General features: G+C 41.8%; 1 rRNA gene. It reads left to right on the plus strand.

Annotation, left to right across the window (positions count from 1 at the left end):
- Positions 1-231: 231 nt before the first annotated feature.
- Positions 232-323, plus strand: a 23S ribosomal RNA gene (locus VEI_RS09325); the annotation flags it as partial.

Here is a 323-nt window from a genome sequence, read left to right on the forward strand (position 1 = left end):
ACCCGAGCACATAGGAAATAATTCTCTGACTTAATGGTGACGTACATGAAAATGTACGGCTACAAAATAAACGACAATGTATCTAATGCATGTCTAAAAATCAAATTGATTTTCGTCAGAATTTGATGAATATCGAGGCGTACCAATGAAGCGAAATCGCCGCGTATTTGTATACGCAAGATGAGCTGAATGCAGTACAACGAAGATAGTCGCAAATTATGGCGTAAAATAAGTAAAGATTTTAAGGGCGTACGGCGGATGCCTTGGCGATATCAGCCGAAGAAGGACGCGGTAAGCTGCGATAAGCTACGGAGAGGTGCAAG

It is taken from the genome of Veillonella tobetsuensis (assembly GCF_001078375.1).
GTDB lineage: Bacteria > Bacillota > Negativicutes > Veillonellales > Veillonellaceae > Veillonella > Veillonella tobetsuensis.